At 69.7% G+C, this 15338-nt stretch carries 9 protein-coding genes and 4 pseudogenes; 7 read left to right on the top strand and 6 right to left on the bottom strand.

The features are described from left to right. Positions 1-13 precede the first annotated feature (13 nt). The 7 genes and pseudogenes from rapZ to JN350_RS13080 all read left to right on the top strand — a co-directional run bounded on the left by rapZ (position 14) and on the right by JN350_RS13080 (position 5982). Positions 14-913, top strand: a complete 900-nt coding sequence (gene rapZ, locus JN350_RS13110) for an RNase adapter RapZ (protein ID WP_205462470.1) — start codon at positions 14-16, stop codon at positions 911-913. A 75-nt stretch (positions 914-988) separates the two neighbouring features. Further along, positions 989-1968 (top strand): annotated as a pseudogene (gene whiA / locus JN350_RS13105) (DNA-binding protein WhiA). A 280-nt stretch (positions 1969-2248) separates the two neighbouring features. Further along, positions 2249-3253, top strand: coding sequence for a type I glyceraldehyde-3-phosphate dehydrogenase (gene gap, locus JN350_RS13100; protein WP_111083958.1), 1005 nt, complete (start codon positions 2249-2251; stop codon positions 3251-3253). A 3-nt stretch (positions 3254-3256) separates the two neighbouring features. Next, positions 3257-4474: a phosphoglycerate kinase gene (locus tag JN350_RS13095; RefSeq protein WP_205462469.1), complete on the top strand. Its 1218-nt coding sequence runs from the start codon at positions 3257-3259 to the stop codon at positions 4472-4474. Then, a complete protein-coding gene (gene tpiA, locus JN350_RS13090) occupies positions 4471-5250 on the top strand; it encodes a triose-phosphate isomerase (protein ID WP_205462468.1) in 780 nt (259 codons plus the stop codon). The genes JN350_RS13095 and tpiA overlap by 4 nt, the downstream gene beginning before the upstream one ends. A 108-nt stretch (positions 5251-5358) precedes the next feature. Beyond that, complete coding sequence (secG, locus tag JN350_RS13085) at positions 5359-5610, top strand: preprotein translocase subunit SecG (RefSeq protein WP_017887256.1); 252 nt, start codon at positions 5359-5361, stop codon at positions 5608-5610. Between the two features lie 3 nt (positions 5611-5613). Beyond that, complete coding sequence (locus JN350_RS13080; RefSeq protein WP_027465686.1) at positions 5614-5982, top strand: RNA polymerase-binding protein RbpA; 369 nt, start codon at positions 5614-5616, stop codon at positions 5980-5982. 786 nt (positions 5983-6768) lie between these two features. On the opposite strand, the pseudogene pgl reads toward JN350_RS13080, so the two are convergent. From pgl to tkt, 6 genes and pseudogenes are all read right to left on the bottom strand, one after another. Further along, positions 6769-7514: pseudogene (gene pgl / locus JN350_RS13075) on the bottom strand (6-phosphogluconolactonase). A 122-nt stretch (positions 7515-7636) separates the two neighbouring features. After that, positions 7637-8581: a glucose-6-phosphate dehydrogenase assembly protein OpcA gene (locus JN350_RS13070; RefSeq protein ID WP_205462467.1), complete on the bottom strand. Its 945-nt coding sequence runs from the start codon at positions 8579-8581 to the stop codon at positions 7637-7639. Further along, positions 8578-10114: pseudogene (gene zwf, locus JN350_RS13065) on the bottom strand (glucose-6-phosphate dehydrogenase). Before zwf ends, JN350_RS13070 begins: the two are co-directional and overlap by 4 nt. A 22-nt stretch (positions 10115-10136) precedes the next feature. Next, positions 10137-11734: pseudogene (locus tag JN350_RS13060) on the bottom strand (glucose-6-phosphate isomerase). Continuing rightward, positions 11734-12846: a transaldolase gene (gene tal, locus JN350_RS13055; protein ID WP_205462466.1), complete on the bottom strand. Its 1113-nt coding sequence runs from the start codon at positions 12844-12846 to the stop codon at positions 11734-11736. The pseudogene JN350_RS13060 and the gene tal overlap by 1 nt, the downstream one beginning before the upstream one ends. A gap of 126 nt (positions 12847-12972) precedes the next feature. Then, positions 12973-15066, bottom strand: a complete 2094-nt coding sequence (tkt, locus tag JN350_RS13050; protein ID WP_205462465.1) for a transketolase — start codon at positions 15064-15066, stop codon at positions 12973-12975. Positions 15067-15338: the final 272 nt, after the last annotated feature.

Genomic DNA, 15338 nt, shown 5'->3' with positions numbered 1-15338 from the left:
AGCCCACTCCCAGATGACCGACAGCGCCACAGCGAACGCGCACGCGTCGCAGCACGACATCCTCATCGTCACCGGCATGTCCGGCGCCGGGCGTTCGACGGTCGGCAAGGCCCTCGAGGACCTCGGCTGGTACGTCGTCGACAACCTGCCGACGCAGATGCTGGCACCGCTCACCGAGCTGGCGGACCGCGCCGGCGAGAAGATCCCGAAGATCGCCACCGTCGTCGACGTCCGCGGCGGGCGGTTCTTCACGGATCCGGAGCACGCGGTCGAGCAGGTGCGGTCGACCACGTCCGCACGGGTCCGGGTGCTGTTCTTGGAAGCCACCGACGCCGTCCTGGTGCGGCGCTTCGAGCAGGTCCGACGACCCCACCCGCTCCAGGGCGAGGACACCCTGCTCGACGGCATCGCGCGCGAGCGGACCCGGTTGGCCGGTCTGCGCGAGGCGTCCGACATGGTGATCGACACCTCGGACCTCAACATCCACCAGCTCGCGAACACCGTCACCGAGCAGTTCGCCGACGATCACTTCGTGGGTGTTCAGGTGACGCTCATGAGCTTCGGGTTCAAGTACGGACTGCCCGCCGACGCCGACATGGTGGCCGACGTCCGGTTCCTGCCGAACCCCTACTGGGTCCCGGAACTCCGGGCCCACACGGGCCTCGACCAGCCCGTTTCGGACTACGTCCTGGCCCAGGCCGGAGCCCGTCCGTTCGTCGATCGGTACGTCTCCGTGCTCGAGCCGGTGCTCGAGGGGTACCAGCGCGAGAACAAAAGACACGCTACGATCGCCATCGGCTGTACCGGCGGGAAGCACCGCTCGGTCGCCATCGTCGCCGAGTTGGCGAACCTCCTCCGCGGGATGCCTGGCGTCGCCGTGCGTGTGAAGAACCGAGATCTCGGCCGGGAGTGACCGTCCCTCCGGCCGCTCCCCACGCACGTGCCGCCGGGATCGCGGGACCACCAGATGAACGTTAGGAATGATGCTGTGCCGTTGACTGCCGAGGTCAAGGACGAACTGGCCAGGGTCGCCGTGAACCGCAACACGGTCCGCGCCGCCGAACTGGCCACGATCCTCCGGTTCGCGGGTGGCCTGCACGTCATCTCGGGCCGCATCGCGGTCGAGGTGGAGCTCGACACCCGGATCATCGTGCACCGGGTCCGCAAGGACCTCGCCGAGCTGTACGGCGTCCGCAGCGAGGCGTCGGTCGGCTCGTCCGCGTCGTCCCGTCGTGGCACCCGCTACCTGGTCCGCGTGCTCGAGGCGGGGAGACCCTCGCACGCCAGACCGGTCTGATGGACGCCCGTCGCCGCCCTGTCCGCGGGCTGCCGAACCGGCTCACCACGGGCAACCGAGAGGACCTCGCCGCGATCTGGCGCGGTGCGTTCCTCGCCTCCGGCACGCTGACCGACCCGGGCCGGGCCGCAGCGCTCGAGGTCACGTGCCCCGGCAACGAGGCCGCCATGGCCCTCGTCGGTGCCGCGTCGCGTCTCGGCGTCGCCGCGAAGGGCCGCGAGGTCCGGGGCGTGCACCGCGTCGTCATCCGCGACGGCGAGGCCATCGGCCAGATGCTCACGGTGATGGGTGCGGCCCGCACCACCGCCGACTGGGAGGAGATGCGGCAGCGGCGCGAGGTCCGTGCGACCGCGAACCGCCTCGTCAACTTCGACGACGCCAACCTCCGCCGTTCGGCGCAGGCCGCCGTCGCCGCCTGCGCCCGCGTCGAGCGCGCGCTCGAGATCCTCGGCGACGAGGTCCCCGACCACCTGCAGTACGCCGGCGCGCTGCGCCTGCAGCACCGCGACGCGTCGCTCGACGAGCTCGGCCAGCACGCCGACCCGCCCATGACGAAGGACGCCATCGCCGGTCGCATCCGCCGACTGCTCGCCATGGCCGACAAGCGCGCGTCCGACCTCGGCATCCCCGGGACGGAAGCGAGCGTCCCCGAGGAGCTCGAGGGCGTCTGAGACGGGTCGTCCGACCTGCATGACGGGAGGCGCGGTGCCAGCTGGCACCGCGCCTCCCGTCCGTTCTGTGGCCGACTTCGCGGGCCGCATCGACGCCCGTCAGGACACCGTGCGGGACCGTCCGGACGGACCGTCATCCGGCACGGCCTGGCAGGGTCCGACTGCTAGGGTCGTTACGGCGACGTTACGGGGCGTATCGTCCACCACACGCGGGCCCGACAGGGCCAGCGCCCTCCGAAAGCAGCGCCCCTCGGGCGCTCCACACCCACCAGGAGATCCATTGACCGTCAAGATCGGTATCAACGGCTTCGGCCGTATCGGCCGCAACTTCTTCCGGGCCGCCCTCGCGAAGGGCTCCGACCTCGAGATCGTGGCGGTGAACGACCTCACCGACAACGCCGCTCTGGCGAACCTGCTGAAGTTCGACTCCATCACGGGTCGTCTCGGCGTCTCCGTCGAGCTCGACGGCGACAACATCGTCGTCGACGGCAAGGCCATCAAGGTCCTCGCGGAGCGCGACCCCGCCAACCTCCCCTGGGGCGAGCTGGGCGTCGACATCGTCATCGAGTCGACCGGTTTCTTCACCAAGGCCGCCGATGCGCAGAAGCACATCGACGCGGGCGCCAAGAAGGTCATCATCTCCGCCCCGGCCACCGGTGACGACGTCACCATCGTCCTCGGCGTGAACGAGGACCAGTACGACCCGGCGAACCACAACATCATCTCGAACGCGTCCTGCACCACGAACAGCCTCGCGCCGCTCGCCAAGGTGTTCAACGACAAGTTCGGCATCGAGCGTGGCCTCATGACCACGATCCACGCCTACACCGCCGATCAGAACCTGCAGGACGGCCCGCACAAGGACCCCCGCCGTGCCCGTGCGGCCGCGCTGAACATCGTCCCGACCTCGACCGGTGCCGCCAAGGCCATCGGCCAGGTCATGCCGGAGCTCGCCGGCAAGCTCGACGGCTTCGCGCTCCGCGTCCCGGTCCCGACCGGCTCGATCACCGACCTCACCCTCGAGACCAAGTCCGAGGTCACCGTCGACGAGATCAACGCCGCGTACAAGGAGGCCGCAGAGGGCCCGCTCAAGGGCATCCTGCTCTACAGCGAGGACCCGCTGGTGTCGACCGACATCACGACGGACCCGCACTCCTCGATCTACGACTCCGGCCTGACCAAGGTCATCGGCGGTCTCGTGAAGATCACCTCGTGGTACGACAACGAGTGGGGCTACTCGAACCGACTCGTCGACCTGACCGAGTACGTCGGCGAGCGTCTGTAACACATGGCCCTCCGCACCCTCGAGGACCTCGGCGACCTCGCCGGCAAGCGCGTCGTCGTCCGTTGTGACCTGAACGTCCCGCTCAAGGACGGCACCATCACGGACGACGGCCGCGTGCGGGCGTCGCTGACGACCCTCAACACCCTCATCACCGCCGGCGCTCGCGTCATCGTGATCTCCCACCTGGGCCGCCCCGACGGGGAACCCAAGCCGGAGTTCTCGCTCGCGCCGGTCGGCCAGCGGCTCTCCGAGCTGCTCGGCAAAGAGGTCACGTTCGTCGGCGAGACCGTCGGCGACGAGGCGACCGCAGCCGCCGAGGCCCTCGAGGACGGTGACGTCCTGCTGCTCGAGAACCTTCGCTTCAACCCGGAGGAGACCGCGAAGGACGCTGCCTCGCGCTCCGCGTTCGCAGACCGCATCGCGGCACTCGGTGACGCGTTCGTCTCGGACGGCTTCGGTGTCGTGCACCGCAAGCAGGCATCGGTCTACGAGCTCGCGTCCGCGCTGCCCAGCGCAGCCGGTTCGCTCATCGAGACCGAGCTGCGGGTGCTCGAGCGCCTGACGAAGAACCCCGAGCGCCCCTACACGGTGGTGCTCGGCGGCTCGAAGGTCAGCGACAAGCTCGGCGTCATCGACCACATCCTGCCGAAGGTCGACACGCTGTGCATCGGCGGCGGCATGCTCTTCACCTTCCTCGCGGCCCAGGGCCACGGGGTGGCGAAGTCCCTGCTCGAAGCCGACCAGCTCGACGTCGTGCGCGAGTACCTCTCGCGGGCGAAGGAGCTCGGCGTGACGATCGACCTGCCGACCGACGTCGTGGTGGCCTCCGGGTTCTCCGCCGACGCGGCACACGAGACGGTGGCGGCCGACGCGATCGAGTCGTCGTCGTTCGGTACCGACGGCATCGGCCTCGACATCGGTCCGGAGACGGCGGCGCGGTTCGCGTCGGCGGTGTCCGGTTCGAAGACGGTGTTCTGGAACGGTCCGATGGGCGTGTTCGAGTTCCCGGCCTTCGCCGCCGGCACGCAGACCGTCGCCAAGGCCCTGACCGAGGTCGACGGCCTCGGTGTGGTCGGCGGTGGCGACTCCGCCGCTGCGGTCCGCTCGCTCGGCTTCTCGGACGACCAGTTCGGGCACATCTCGACCGGTGGCGGTGCGAGCCTCGAGTTCCTCGAGGGCAAGTCGCTTCCCGGTCTCGAAGCACTGGGGTGGTCCGCATGACCCGTACGCCGCTCATTGCGGGTAACTGGAAAATGAACCTGGACCACCTCCAGGCCATCGCCACGGTCCAGAAGCTCGCGTGGACCCTGAAGGACGCCCGCCACGACTTCGACGACGTCGAGGTCGCGGTGTTCCCGCCCTTCACCGACCTGCGGAGTGTGCAGACGCTGATCTCGGCCGACAAGCTGCCGATCCACTTCGGTGCGCAGGACCTGTCGCAGTACGATTCCGGTGCGTACACCGGCGACGTCTCCGGCGCGTTCCTGTCGGCGCTCGACGCGCAGTACGTCATCGTCGGACACTCCGAGCGGCGCACGCTGCACGGTGAGACCGACGAGGTCGTCGCGGCGAAGACCGCCGCGGCCGTCAAGCACGGCCTCGTGCCGGTCGTCTGCATCGGCGAGACCGGTGAGCAGCGCGAACAGCGCGGCGCCGGCGTCGTGCCGGTCGAGCAGCTCCGCGTCGTGCTCGACGCCGTGCAGCCGTCCGACATCGTCGTCGCCTACGAGCCCGTCTGGGCGATCGGTTCCGGCCAGGCGGCCACGGCCGAGCAGGCGCAGGACGAGTGCGCAGCGATCCGTCGTGGCATCGCTGCTGGCTGGGGCGACCAGGCCGCCGCCGACACCCGTGTCCTGTACGGCGGTTCGGTCAAGTCCGGCAACATCGCCGGGTTCCTCCGTGAGCCCGACATCGACGGCGCCCTCGTCGGCGGCGCATCCCTCGACGTGCAGGAGTTCGCGGCGATCGCCCGGTTCCGCCAGCACGTCGGGCTGTAGCAACACCTGCTGGCGTCGGGCTGTAGTCCGCACCACTCCCGTCCATGTACCGGCCGTGCCCCGCGCGGCCGGTACACTGGTACGGCTGACTGACACGAAAGGTACGTCGTGGCGATACTCTCCGTCGTGCTGCAGGTCCTGCTCGCAATCACGAGTCTCCTGCTCACGCTCCTCATCCTCCTGCACAAGGGCCGCGGTGGCGGTCTCTCCGACATGTTCGGTGGCGGCGTGACGAGCAACCTCGGGGCGTCCGGCGTCGCCGAGCGCAACCTCAACCGCATCACGGTGATCCTCGGTCTGGTCTGGATCGTCTCCATCATCGTGCTCGGTCTCATCAACAAGTTCACGGCGGGGGTCTGATCCATGGCTAGCGGAGGCAGTGCAATCCGAGGGTCCCGCGTGGGCGCAGGACCGATGGGCGAGCAGGACCGTGGGGTCCAGGCCGAGCGTGTGGCGATCTCGTACTGGGACGCCCTCGGCAACGAGGTCGTGCGGTACTTCGCCGCGAACCTCCCGGACGAAGAGATCCCCGAGACGGTCGATTCGCCGTCGAGCGGTCTCCCCGCCGGGCGGGACAAGGAGAACCCTCCCGTGGTCTCCAAGACGGAGCCCTACAAGACGCACCTGGCGTACGTGAAGGAGCGTCGCACCGAGGAAGAGGCAGCGCAGCTCCTCGAGGACGCGCTCCAGCAGCTTCGCGAGCGTCGCGGTACCGCGGCGAAGAAGGCGTAGCGCTCACCCACTGACGAAGGCCCCCGCACCGTGCTGGTGTGGGGGCCTTCGTGCGTCTGAAGGCGCCGGCGGTGCTCGGCGCGCGGAGAGCCGTCTCGCCGAGTGGTCACGACACGCCGCGTGCGGTTCGCTGCGGCTGCGCGTTCTGTCGCCTGGGGCGCGTTCAGGCGACACTTCCTGACCGCTCGGCGTGGTGTCGGCGGGGTGTCGCGATCGTGCGGATGCGGATGCAGGTGCAGGTGCGGGGTGCGGGGTACGGGGTACGGGGTACGGGGTGCGGGGTGCGGGTGCCGCGCGGAGAGCCGTCTCGCCGAGTGGTCACGACACGCCGCTTATAATTCGCTGTGGCGGCGCGTTCTGTCGCCTGGGGCGCGTTCAGGCGACACTTCCTGACCGCTCGGCGTGGTGACGGCGGGGTGTCGCGATCGTGCGGATGCAGATGCAGATGCAGATGCAGATGCAGATGCAGGCGCAGGTGCAGGTGCAGATGCAGGTGCAGGTGCAGGTGCCGGGTGCCGGGTGCCGGGTGCCGGGCGCCGCGCGGAGAGCCGTCTCGCCGAGTGGTCACGACACGCCGCGTGCGGTTCGCTGCGGCGGCGCGTTCTGTCGCCTGGGGCGCGTCCAGGCGACACTTCTTGACCGCTCGGCATCGGCGCGCGGGTGCGGCCGACGGCCAGTGCGCGGGGACGACGGGGACGGGGGCCGGCGGCGGTAGGGGCGACCGGACGACGGACGGGAGGCCCGGTGCCAGCTGGCACCGGGCCTCCCGTCAGGCAGGACGCGCGTCTAGTACGTCGACGCGATGAGGTTCTCGGGGACGTCGCGCGCGGCGTCCTGGTCCACGAAGAACACGGTGCGCTTGCGACCCTGGACGCCGCCCACGGGGACGTCCTCGACGGAAGCGCCCGCCAGGGCGAGCCCGAGGACCGACGCCTTCTCGGCACCGGACAGGATGACCCAGACGCGCTGCGAGGCGTTGATCACCGGGTAGGTGACCGTCAGGCGCTGCGGCGGCGGCTTGGGGAGTCGTCGACCGACACGACGGCGCGGTCGGTGACCGTGAGCTGCGGGAACTCGGGGAAGAGCGACGCGGTGTGCCCGTCGGGGCCGACACCGAGCAGCGTGATGTCGAACCGCGGAGCAACGGCACCCTCGTACGCGGCGTCCTGGAGTTCGCGCTCGTACTGCAGCGCGGCCGCTTCGATGTCGATGCCGGCGTCGGACGCGGGCATCGGGTGGATGTTCGACTCCGGGATGTCGACGTGGTCGAAGAAGTCGGTCTGCGTCCCCGTGGTGTTGCGGTCGGCGTCACCGGCCGGCACCCAGCGCTCGTCGACCCACCAGACGTGGACCTTCGACCAGTCGACGCTCTCGCGCGCTGGCGACTGACCGATCGCGGCGAGGACGAGGGACGACACCGAGCCACCGCTGATCGCGATGTCGGCACGCTCCTGCTCGTCGAGCACGTCGATGATCTTGGTGATGAAGCGTGCGGCGACCGAAGCGCCGAGGGCCTGCTTGTCCGGGTGCACGAGCACCCGCCGTTCGTTGGTCACGTGACTCCCGTGTTCGTGGCGGCCGACCGGTCGTACGACCGCCTTCGGTCCGGTCGGGCCGCCTGCACCAGACAGACGACCCGACCGTTGTGGGGTGCTCAGCGGGCGATGGTCTCGCGCAGCTGGGTCACCCCGTGCTTGACGACGTCTCCGAAGAGGACGTCCGGGTCGAGTCTACGGAGTTCCTCGGCCAGGCAGTCACGCAGGTTGCGGCGTGGCAGCGACAGGTCGTGCGTGGGCTGACCGGGCATCGAGAGCGTCGCGACGTCCACCAGGGAACGCTCGAGGTCGATGGTGCCCGACTCGCGCACGAGCTTGACGCCGTGGATGCCGCTCGAGCCGGTCGCACGCGGCGACGTGGTGACCGTCACCGGCACCTCGAGCTGGAGCTGCAACCACGCGGCGAGCAGGATCGTCGACGGGCTGTCCGAAGCGCCCGTGACCTCGACGCCGGTGATCGGCTCGTACGGCGGCTGGTCGAGCGCCGCGGCGAGCTGGTTCCGCCACAGGGTCAGTCGGGTCCACGCGAAGTCGGTGTCGCCCGGCACGTACGAGGCACCGAGGGCCTCGATCGCGCCGTTCGGGTCCTTCTGCGCGGCGGCGTCGGTGATCCGACGCTGGGCGATGCGGCCCAGTGCCGAGGCCGACGGCTGCGACGGCGCGGTCTGCGGCCACCAGGCCACGACCGGGGCGTCCGGCAGGAGCAGGCCCGTGACCAGGCTCTCCTCGTCGGTCGCGGTCTCGCCGTAGGCGCGGAGGACGATGACCTCGCTGGCGCCCGCGTCGCTGCCCACGCGGATCTGCGCATCGAGACGGCCGGGCGACTTCGTGTCACCGTCGTTCTTCGAGACGATGATCACGCGCATCGGGTGCTCGCGGGACGCCTCGTTCGCGGCCTCGATCGCTTCTTCCTCGTGGCCGAGGGCCGTCGAGATGATCAGCGTCAGGACACGACCGAGGGCGACGGCGCCGCCCTCCTCGCGGATGTGCACGAGCTTCTTCTGGATCTTCGAGACCGTGGTGTTCGGCAGGTCGATCTTCATGGACGCCTCCAGGTCCGGCCGTCGCGGGCGAGCAGGGCGTCGGCGGACGCCGGACCCCACGTGCCGGGACGGTACTGCTCGGGCTGGCCCTGCGTGGCCCAGAACTCCTCGATCGGGTCGAGGATCTTCCAGGACAGCTCGACCTCCTGGTGCCGCGGGAACAGCGGCGGGTCACCGAGGAGCACGTCGAGGATGAGTCGCTCGTACGCCTCGGGGGACGCCTCGGTGAAGGCGTGGCCGTACCCGAAGTCCATCGTCACGTCGCGCACCTGGGTGCCGACGCCGGGGACCTTCGAGCCGAACCGGAGCGTGACGCCCTCGTCCGGCTGCACGCGGATGACGAGCGCGTTCTGACCGAGGGGGACTGCGAGTTGCCGTAGACGTCCTCGGGGACGCGCTTGAAGACGATCGCGATCTCGGTCACACGACGGCCGAGCCGCTTGCCGGCACGCAGGTAGAACGGGACGCCCTGCCAGCGACGGGTCGCGATGTCGAGCTTGATCGCCGCGTACGTCTCGGTGCCGGACTCGGGGTTCATCCCGGCCTCGTCGAGGAAGCCGAGCACCTTCTCGCCGCCCTGCCAGCCGCCGGCGTACTGTCCACGCGCCGTGGCGGTCGACAGGTCCTCGGGCAGCCGCACAGCGGACAGCACCTTTTCCTTCTCGGCGCGCAGGTCGGCGGCCTTGAACGAGACGGGCTCCTCCATCGCGGTGAGCGCGAGGAGCTGCAGCAGGTGGTTCTGGATGACGTCGCGCGCCGCGCCGATGCCGTCGTAGTACGCGGCACGTCCGGCGACGCCGATGTCCTCGGCCATCGTGATCTGGACGTGGTCGACGTAGTTCGAGTTCCAGATGGGTTCGTACATCTGGTTCGCGAACCGGAGCGTCAGCAGGTTCTGGACGGTCTCCTTGCCGAGGTAGTGGTCGATGCGGAACACGTCGTCGGGCGCGAAGACGCTCTCGACGATCGCGTTCAGCTCGCGCGCGGTGCGGAGGTCGGAGCCGAACGGCTTCTCGACGACGACGCGGCTCCACGAACCCTCGCGCTTCGCGGTGAGGCCGGACAGTTTCAGCTGCTCGGTCACCACCGGGAACATCTTCGGCGGGATGGACAGGTAGAACGCGTGGTTGCCCAGCGTCCCGCGCTCGGCGTCCAGGTCGTCGACGGTCTGCTTGAGCTGCAGGAACGCCTCGGGGTCGTCGAACGAGCCCTGGACGAAGCGGATGCCCTGCTCGAGCTGACGCCAGACGTCCTCGTCGAACGGGGTGCGGGAGTGCTCCTTGACGGCGTCGTGCACGAGCTGGGAGAAGTCTTGGTCCTCCCAGTCGCGACGGGCGAAGCCGACGAGCGCGAACCCCGGGGCAGGAGCCCCCGGTTGGCCAGGTCGTAGACCGCCGGCATCAGTTTCTTGCGTGACAGGTCGCCCGTCACGCCGAAGATGATGAGCGTGCTCGGTCCCGCGATCCGGTTCAGTCGACGATCCGTCGGCAGCCGGAGCGGGTTGTGCTCCGGGGTGATTGCCACCGGTGACATGAGTCGGTGAACTCCTTACGAGTCAGTGGGAGACGGCGGAGGCGATGGCCGCGGTGGCGGCACGCACGTCCGACGTCGTGAGGGTGAGGACCGGGCGGCCGTGCTGCGCGAGGACACTCGCGTCACCGGCTGCCTGGGCCTGGAGGAGCTGGCCGAACGTGAACGGCCGACCCGGGATCGCCAGGTCGTCCGGTTCGTCCGCCACGATCTGCAGGAACACTCCCGTGGCGGGGCCGCCCTTGTGGTACTGCCCGGTCGAGTGCAGGAACCGCGGGCCGTACCCGAAGGTGACCGGCCGACGCGTGCGCGCCGCCAGGGCGTCGCGGAGCGTCTCGAGGTCACGGTTCGTGGTGCGGTCGACGTACGCCTGCACCGCCACGTAGCCGGTGGCGTCCAGTTCGGACAGGAGGCCCGTCACGGCTTCTGCGAGCGTCGTCCCGACCGGCAGTCCGGGCGTCGCGGAGACGGCGATGCCGTCCTCGGTGAATGCAGGTTCCGCAGGCGCGGGACGGTCGTCGAGGAGCGCACGGGTCGCGACCTTGGCGGCCTCGACATCGGGCTGGTCGAACGGGTCGATGCCGAGCAGGCGCCCGGCGACCGCGACGGCGTACTCCCAGACGAGGATCTGGCCACCGAGCGTCCCGGTGATCTCGACCTCGCCCTCGGCGACGTGGCGCTCGTCCTCGCGCGAACCGACCAGGCGGATGACCTGGACGTCCGGCAGGACTGCGGAGACCTCGGGGAGTCGGGGTGCAGCACGACGGGCAGCAGGCCACGTCCGCTCTTGCCGGTCGACTCGGCGATCAGCTGTTCCACCCAGTCGCCGAACCCGACGATGTGGGTGCCGTCCGGGACGATGGCGATCTTGTCGCGCAGCGGGTCGGTGCCGGCGAGGACCGCACCGAGGACGAGCCCGGGGTTCTCGTCGAGGTCGACCGACAGCAGCGCGGAGATCGCGTCTGCCTCGTCCAGCAGTTCGGCGATGTCCGCTCCGGCGAGACCGGAGGGCACCAGCCCGAACGCAGTGAGCGCCGAGTAGCGGCCGCCGACGGTCGGGTCAGCGGTGAAGACCCGGTACCCGGCGTCGATCGCGGCGGCCTCGAGCGCGGAGCCCGGGTCGGTGACGACGACGATGCGGCCGGTGGGGTCGATGCCGGCGTCGCGGAACGCCTGCTCGTAGACACGGCGCTGGGAGTTGGTCTCGAGCGTGGAGCCGGACTTCGACGAGACGACGAGCACGGTGCGCTCGAGGTCCGTCGTGACGGCGGCGCGGACCTGCGCGGGGTCGGTGGAGTCGAGCACCGTCAGCGGGACGCCGGCGGTGCGCGTGATCACCTCTGGCGCGAGCGACGAGCCGCCCATGCCGGCGAGGACGACGTGGTCGACCCCTTCGGCACGGAGCGACTCGCGCAGCGCGGTGATCTGGGCGACGAGCGGGCGGGAGACCGAGACGGCCTCCACCCAGCCGAGGCGCTTGGACGCCTCGGCCTCGGCGTCCGGTCCCCACAGCTCGGGGTCCTGGGCGGTGATGCCCGAGGCCACCAGGTCAGCGACGAGCCGCGGGACCACCGAGTCGATGGCCCGCGCGGCATCGCCGCTGGCAGCGATGGAAACCGTCACTACTTGGCGCCCTCGAGCGCAGCCTTCACGGTGTCGACGAGCTCGCCCCACGAGACGTTGAACTTGTCCACGCCCTCCTTCTCGAGCAGCGCCACGACGTCGTCGTAGTCGATGCCCTGCGCGGCGAGCTGGTCGAGGACCTGCTGCGCGGCGTCGAAGGTGCCGGCGATCGCGTCGCCGTGGATCTCACCGTGGTCGAACGTGGCGTCGAGCGTCTTGCCCGGCATCGTGTTCACGGTGTTCGGTGCTGCGAGCTCGGTCACGTAGAGCGTGTCGGGCAGCGACGGGTCCTTGACGCCGGTCGAGGCCCAGAGCGGACGCTGCGTGTTCGCACCGGCCTCGAGCAGGCCGAGGGCGCGCTCGGAGGCGAACGCCTCGGTCCAGACCTGGTAGGCGAGCTGCGCGTTGGCGATGCCGGCCTTCGACTTCAGGGCCTTGGCCTCGTCGGTGCCGACGGCGTCCAGGCGCTTGTCGATCTCGGAGTCGACGCGCGACACGAAGAACGAGGCGACCGAGTGGATCTTCGACAGGTCGTGGCCGGCGGCCTTGGCCTTCTCGAGTCCACCGAGGTAGGCGTCGATGACGGCGCGGTAGCGCTCGAGCGAGAAGATCAGGGTGACGTTCACCGAGATACCCGCGCCGATGACCTCGGTGATGGCCTCGAGGCCCTCGACAGTTGCCGGGATCTTGATGAGGACGTTCTCGCGGCCGACCTTCTCGAACAGGAACTTGGCCTGCTCGATGGTCTTGGCGGTCTCGTGCGCGAGGCCCGGCTCGACCTCGATCGAGACGCGGCCGTCGAAGCCCTTGGTCTCGTCGTAGATGGGCTTGAAGACGTCGGACGCGTTGGCGACGTCCTGCGTCGTGATCTCGAAGATCGCCGCGGTCACGTCGGTGCCGGCAGCAGCCAGCTCCTTGACCTGGGCGTCGTAGCGCTCGCCCTTGGCGAGGGCCGACGCGAAGATCGTCGGGTTCGTGGTGACGCCGACGACGTTCTTCTGCGCGATGAGGTCGGTGAGCGCACCGGTCTCGAGGAGTTCGCGGGACAGGTCGTCGAGCCAGATGCTCACGCCGACCGCGGAGAGGGCGGCAGTGGGGGTGTTCTCAGCCATGTGTTTCTCTTCTTTCCTTCATCGGCCTGATGGCCGGGGTCTGGGGACCGGGGGCGCGTGGCGGAGCCGAGCCGCGCCTCCCGGCAGAAGGGCCGGATCCGGCGAACCGGACCCGGCCCCTGCGGGTCAGGAAGCCGCGATGGATTCCTTCGCGGCGGCCACGACGTGTTCCGTCGTGAAGCCGAACTCCTTGAAGAGCGTCTGGTAGTCGGCCGAGGCACCGAAGTGCTCGATCGAGACGCTGCGGCCCTTGTCGCCGACGATGTCGCGCCAGCTCATGGCGATGCCGGCCTCGACCGACACGCGAGCGGTGACGTCCTTCGGGAGCACCTGGTCCTGGTAGTTCTCGGACTGGGCGCGGAACCACTCGATGGACGGTGCGCTCACGACGCGGGCGTTGATGCCCTCGGCCTTGAGCTGCTCACGGGCCTCGACGGCGATCTGGACCTCGGAACCGGTCGCGATGAGGATCACGTCCGGAGTGCCGTTCGGCGCCTCGGCCAGGATGTACGCACCCTTGGCGACGTTCTTCGCCGAGGCGAAGACCTCACCGGAGGCGTCGCCCTCGCCACGCTCGAACACCGGCAGGTTCTGACGGCTCAGCGCGATGCCGGCCGGGCGGTCGGTGTGCTTGAGCATCTCGAGCCAGGCGTACGCGACCTCGTTGGCGTCGGCGGGGCGGACCACGTCGAGACCCGGGATCGCACGGAGCGACGAGACCTGCTCGATCGGCTGGTGCGTCGGGCCGTCCTCACCGAGTGCGACGGAGTCGTGGGTCCAGACGTAGATCGCCGGGGCGCCCATGAGCGCGGCGAGACGGACTGCCGGACGCATGTAGTCGCTGAAGATCAGGAACGTGCCACCGAAGGGGCGGGTGTTCCCGTGCAGGACGATGCCGTTGAGGATCGAGCCCATGGCGTGCTCGCGGATGCCGAAGTGCAGCACGCGGCCGTACGGGTCGGTGCTCCACGTCGACGTCGAGGCCTCGGCCGGACCGAAGGACTTGGCGCCCTCGATCGTGGTGAGGTTCGACTCGGCGAGGTCGGCCGAGCCACCCCAGAACTCGGGCATCAGCGGCGCGATGGCGTTGATGACCTTGCCGGAGGCGGCACGGGTCGAGACGGCCTTGTCGGTCGGGAAGACCGGCAGTGCTGCCTCGAGGTCCGCGGGGAGCTCCTTGGCGTTGACGCGGTCGAACAGCGCCTTCTTGTCGGCGTTGGCGGCAGCCCACGCGTCGAAGGTCTTCTGCCACTCGGCGTGCTGCGCCTGGCCCTTGGCCACGGCGCCGCGGGTGTACTCGAGGACCTCGGGAGCGACCTCGAAGGTCTTCGCGGTGTCGAAGCCGAGGACCTCCTTGAGGCCCTTGATCTCGTCGGCGCCGAGCGCCGAACCGTGGATCTTGCCGGAGTTCTGCTTGGTCGGCGACGGCCAGCCGATGATCGTCTTGAGGACGATGAGCGACGGCTTGTCGGTGACCTGCTGAGCGGCCTCGATCGCGGCGTGGAGCGCCACGGCGTCCTCGGAGTACTCGCCGGTCTTCTTCCAGTCGACGATCTGGACGTGCCAGCCGAGCGCCTCGTAGCGCTCGGGGACGCTCTCCGAGAACGCGATGTCGGTGTTGTCCTCGATCGAGATCTGGTTCGAGTCGTAGAACGCGATCAGGTTGCCGAGCTGCTGACGGCCAGCGAGCGAGCCCGCCTCGTTCGTGACGCCCTCCTGCATGTCGCCGTCACCGGCGATCACGTAGGTGAAGTGGTCGAACGGCGACTGGCCGGCCGGGGTCTCCGGGTCGAACAGGCCGCGCTCGAAGCGCTGGGCGTAGGCGAAGCCGACCGAGGACGCGAGGCCCTGGCCGAGCGGGCCGGTGGTGATCTCGACACCGTCGGTGTGGCCGTACTCCGGGTGACCCGGGGTCTTCGAGCCCCACTTGCGCAGGTGCTGGAGGTCTTCGAGCTCGAGGCCGTAGCCGTGCAGGTAGAACTGCACGTACTGCAGGATCGAGGCGTGACCGGCGGAGAGGATGAAGCGGTCGCGGCCGATCCAGGTGGAGTCGCTCGGGTCGCGACGCATCACCTTCTGGAAGAGCAGGTGTGCGAGCGGCGCGAGGCTCATCGCGGTGCCGGGGTGACCGTTGCCGGCGGCCTCGACCGAGTCGGCGGCGAGAACGCGGGCCGTGTCGACGGCCTTCCGGTCGATGGCGTCCCAGGTGAATTCAGCCACTTGGATGTTGACCCTTCTTGATGCGACATGTGCGAGGGCTCGTGCCATCGCACGGACATGTGGCCATCCCGGGGCCGAGTCGTGTCGCCGTCTAGCGGCGGCCGACCGGCTCATCGCGGCCGACGTCATCGGGGCGCGCACTGCGGGAGGGCAGGTCCAGCATAGTGACCAGCCACTCAGAAGGGGTTCAGGTGACGCCCGATGTTCACCAGTCGGGTCACCCGGGCGCCTGTCCGCCGGGCGTGTCGTGCTCCGCAGTCGGGCGTCCGTGG

The organism is Curtobacterium sp. 24E2, from assembly GCF_016925595.1.
In the GTDB taxonomy this organism is placed as follows: domain Bacteria; phylum Actinomycetota; class Actinomycetes; order Actinomycetales; family Microbacteriaceae; genus Curtobacterium.
Note: the sequence above shows the minus strand (reverse complement) of the source record. Positions and strands in the feature narration are given on the sequence as shown.